The sequence below is a fragment of the Streptomyces sp. NPDC102360 genome (assembly GCF_044766085.1).
Lineage (GTDB): Bacteria > Actinomycetota > Actinomycetes > Streptomycetales > Streptomycetaceae > Streptomyces.
Map to the genome: position 1 here is coordinate 382,214 of NZ_JBIWLG010000009.1, position 3,629 is coordinate 385,842.

Sequence of the window (3,629 nt, forward strand, 5' to 3'; positions counted from 1 at the left end):
GGGGCGGGGCCCCCCCCCCCCCCCCCGGGGCCCCCCCCCCCCCCCCGCCGGGGGGGGGCCCCCCCGGGGGCCGGGGCCCCCCCCCCCATCTTTCGCCCCGTCGTCGGGGGTTGCGGCCGCGGGGCTCCGCCCCGGACCCCGCTGGCTCTCGTCCAAAAGGCGGGGCTTGATATGGCCACACCGGGCTTGATGAGGCGCGTCCACTCGGGGACGTTGAAGTACGAGGCGGGCCTACTCAGGGACGGTGAAGTACCTGGCGAAGGCTCGGACCGCCGCGTCCTCCGTGATCCGGTCCGAACCGTCGGAGACCAACGCATCGGCAGCCGCCCGCGCCACATCCCGCTCCACCCCGAGCACACCCAGCACCCGCCGCGCCGTATCCACCTCGACCCCGGCCTCCCCGGCCCCCGCCACCGCGAACGCGCCCCGCAGGAACGGGCGGGCGATCTCGGCGAACCGGTCCGGGTTGTCCCGCAGGCGCTTCACGGCCCCGGTCACAAACTCCTCGCGGGTGACGCGCTGGTCCCCGTCGACATCCGCGATCCCGGCCATGCCCTGCCAGAACGCCTCGGCCCCGGCGAACAGCGACTGCCCCTCCCCGGAACGTGCCGTGACACCGAACTCGGCGAGCAGCGCCTTCGCGGCGACGTAGAAGTCCTCGCGGTCGATGTATCCGTTGCCGTCCTGGTCGAAGCCGGCGAACCGGGCCGCGATCCTCCGCTCGTCCATGCTCATGGGCCGCCTCTCGGGTCGTTGGGTCTTACGCATCGGAGCGTACGACGGTCCCGTGCGCGCCCGCCCCGAACTGCGGCGATTGTGTCAAGGCCGGTGAAAACCCGGTACAAGCCGTTACGCCGACATCGGCGCCGCGTCCTCGTCCACCGCCGAGGCGACGTCCGGGTACACGTCGAAGAGGCGGCGGACACCGAGGGCGCCGAGCACGCGGTTCACATGGGAGCCGTCGACCGCGCCCTGGGCCGGCAGGATCAGCCGCAGGCGACCCTGGCAGGAGCGCATCAGGCGGCGCGCCGCGATCAGCACGCCGACGCCGCTCGAATCACAGAACAGCACGTCGGAGAGGTCGAGCACGACACTGCGGCGGCCGTCCGCCACCGCTTCGTGCACCTGCTGGCGCAGCGCCGGGGACGTCACCAGGTCCATCTCTCCCGACGCGCACACGACGGCCCAGTCGCCCTGCCCTGACTCGGTCACCTTGAGCGCCACGCGGCATGCCTCTCGCTCGGGGATATCGACTTTCCGGAATCTGTCCCTACGTTTCTTCTGCGCGGCTGCCCTGCCGCACCGGGATGAAACACTCCCGCAGACCTATCACATATGGCCTGGTTAAGCCCTGGCCGGTCACATGTGAACCAGATCGCTCATCGCGCTCCACAGCGTGAATGGTCTTTACCACCTGCTGATCTCCGGGGGCGCACAATGCGGCAAAGAAGCGTGCGTTGTCGGTGCCGACCGTTACATTCGAGGAGAAGGAAAAGTAGTTCGGGCAGTCGGTGAGGGGGCCTCATGCCCAAGGACACCCCGTCCCGCTGGGACCGCAGGATGCAGCAGCGCCTGGCCCACGGGGAGGCGGCGGCGCTTGGCGAGCTCTACGACCGGTTCGCCTCGCTGGTGCACGGCCTGGCCCACCGCGTGCTCGACGACGAGACGGCGGCCGACCAGATCACCCGTGACGTGTTCACACAGATCTGGGAGAATCCGGAGTCCTACGACCCCAAGCAGGGCCCGCTGCGCTCCTTCATCGCCACCCTCACCCACCGGCACGCGGTGCAGCGCCTGCGCCAGACCGAGTCCGCCGCCCTCGTGCGCACCGGGCTCGGCACCACCGAGGACCTGGAGCGCAAGGTGCGTCACGCCTCCGCAGCGGCCCGCGCCGACTACATCGTGACGTCCATGCCCGCCCCGCTGCGCGACGCGCTGAACCTCGCGTACTTCCAGCGCCGTGACTACCGCCAGACCGCCGCCGACCTCGGCGTCACCGAGGACGAGGCCCGCCGCAGGCTCCGCCTCGGCCTGCAACTCCTTTCGACGGCCCACAACGCGGGCACACCTCCCGGCCGCGGCTACGGGAGGCCGGCGTGAGCGCGGCGAACGGACCGGACCGGTTCGACCCTCCCGAGGAGGAGCCAGAAGGCTCCGGCCCGGTGGACCGGCCCTGGATACCGACACCCCGCTCCTCCATCGAGGACACCGGCCGCCCGCTGCCCGACGTGACGGCGGCCGAACCGGCCGTCCTGGAGCACCGCGTCCTCAAGTCCCTGCTCGGCGCCTGGGCGTTGGCCGCCTGCTCCCCCGAGGAAGCGGCCGCCGTCGAGATCCACCTGGGCGACTGCGGCACCTGCGCCGAGGAAGCGCTGCGGCTGCGCGACGCCGTGGGCCTGCTGCACGCCGAGGAGAGCCTCGACCTCGACCCGATGCTGCGCTCCCGCGTCCTGGAGGGCTGCCTCACCCGACGCCCCGCCCGCATCCCCGTACCCGGCTGGGCCACCCCGTACGACGCGGAGACCGCCCGGCTCGACGCGCTGCTCCAGGACATCGGCGACGGCGAATGGCACGCACCGGTGCGACTTCGCTGGTACGAGGGGGCGGAGCAGATCGGCAAGAAGACCACGGTCGCCGGGGTGATCGCCCACCTCACCAGCGTCGACGGCCTGGTGGCCCGCGCCCTCGGCCTCGAGGACCCCGCCGTGGGACCGCCGCTGCGCCCGGACCGGGGCTCCGCCGCGCCGGCGCTCCTCGACCCCACCGCGCGCACCAAGGCGTACTGGAGGGCCTCCTACTTCCCGCCCACGCGCGCGGTACGGGCGCCCTGGCGCGAGCAGTCGCACTCCGTCATCCGCACGGTGTCCTTCGCGCGCTCGGACAGTGGCGGCTCCGGAGGTTCCGGTCAACTCCCCGTCTCGTACGGCAACTTCGAGCTCGCGCTGCGCGACGCGATGGTCGACCGGGCCTTCGAGTGCTGGATCCACGCCGGCGACATCGCGGACGCGGTCGACTACCCGTACGAGGCGCCGCCCCCGCGCCACCTCAACCGGATGATCGACCTCGCCGCCCGGATGCTCCCCGGCTCCCTGGCCGCGCGCCGCCGGCAAGGCCTCGCGGCCCCCGCCCGGGAACTCGTCGGCGCGGGGCGGCCGGGGCGCAGCCTGCGCCTGGAGGTCGAGGGGGCTGGCGGCGGCGAGTGGCTGATCGCCCTCGACTCCCCCGCGGCGACCGCCTCCGGCGACCGGGAGGTGGCCCATGTGGCGCTGGACGGCGTGGAGTTCTGCCGCCTCGCCGCGGGTCACGTCCTCCCGGAGGAAGCGGCGGCGGGCCAGGTCGGCGACCGAGAGGCCATCCGCGACGTCCTGTCGGCGACGGCCGGCCTGAGCCGTTTGTAGGCGCCTCACGCCCGGCAATATCAAGCCCCTGCGGCGATTGAGCAGCGGGGTGCGGGGCAGAGCCCCGATCTTTCGCCCCGTCGGGGGTTGCGGCCGGGGGGGGGGGGGGGGGGGGGGGGGGGGGGGGGGGGGGGCGGGGGGGCCGGGGGGGGGGGGCGGCCCCCCCCCGCGGGGGGGGGCCCCCCCCCCCCCCCCCGCCCGGGGGGGGGCCACTTCCGAGGGCGCGCCGCC

Annotated in this window: 4 protein-coding genes; 2 read left to right on the plus strand and 2 right to left on the minus strand. The window is 73.8% G+C overall.

The window, feature by feature from the left end:
* Window positions 1–231: 231 nt before the first annotated feature.
* The gene (locus tag ACIRHA_RS31395) at window positions 232–729 is read right to left on the minus strand and encodes an EF-hand domain-containing protein (RefSeq protein WP_403852853.1); all 498 of its coding nucleotides are present in this window, start codon (window positions 727–729) and stop codon (window positions 232–234) included.
* Between the two features lie 120 nt (window positions 730–849).
* On the minus strand, window positions 850–1,224 hold the full coding sequence (locus tag ACIRHA_RS31400; protein WP_403852855.1) for an STAS domain-containing protein: 375 nt from the start codon (window positions 1,222–1,224) through the stop codon (window positions 850–852).
* 300 nt (window positions 1,225–1,524) lie between these two features.
* Here ACIRHA_RS31400 and ACIRHA_RS31405 point away from each other — a divergent pair, with 300 nt between their 5' ends.
* Both ACIRHA_RS31405 and ACIRHA_RS31410 read left to right on the plus strand, forming a co-directional pair.
* Entirely contained in the window at window positions 1,525–2,100 is a 576-nt protein-coding gene (locus ACIRHA_RS31405) for a sigma-70 family RNA polymerase sigma factor (protein ID WP_403852857.1), read from the plus strand.
* On the plus strand, window positions 2,097–3,398 hold the full coding sequence (locus tag ACIRHA_RS31410; protein ID WP_403852859.1) for a zf-HC2 domain-containing protein: 1,302 nt from the start codon (window positions 2,097–2,099) through the stop codon (window positions 3,396–3,398). Before ACIRHA_RS31405 ends, ACIRHA_RS31410 begins: the two co-directional genes overlap by 4 nt.
* The last annotated feature ends 231 nt before the right edge of the window (window positions 3,399–3,629 follow it).

Excerpts from the sequence above, each read along its gene's own strand:
- ACIRHA_RS31405 (WP_403852857.1), top strand. The coding sequence starts at position 1,525 with ATGCCCAAGGACACCCCGTCCCGCTGGGACCGCAGGATGCAGCAGCGC.
- ACIRHA_RS31395 (WP_403852853.1), bottom strand. The coding sequence starts at position 729 with ATGGACGAGCGGAGGATCGCGGCCCGGTTCGCCGGCTTCGACCAGGAC.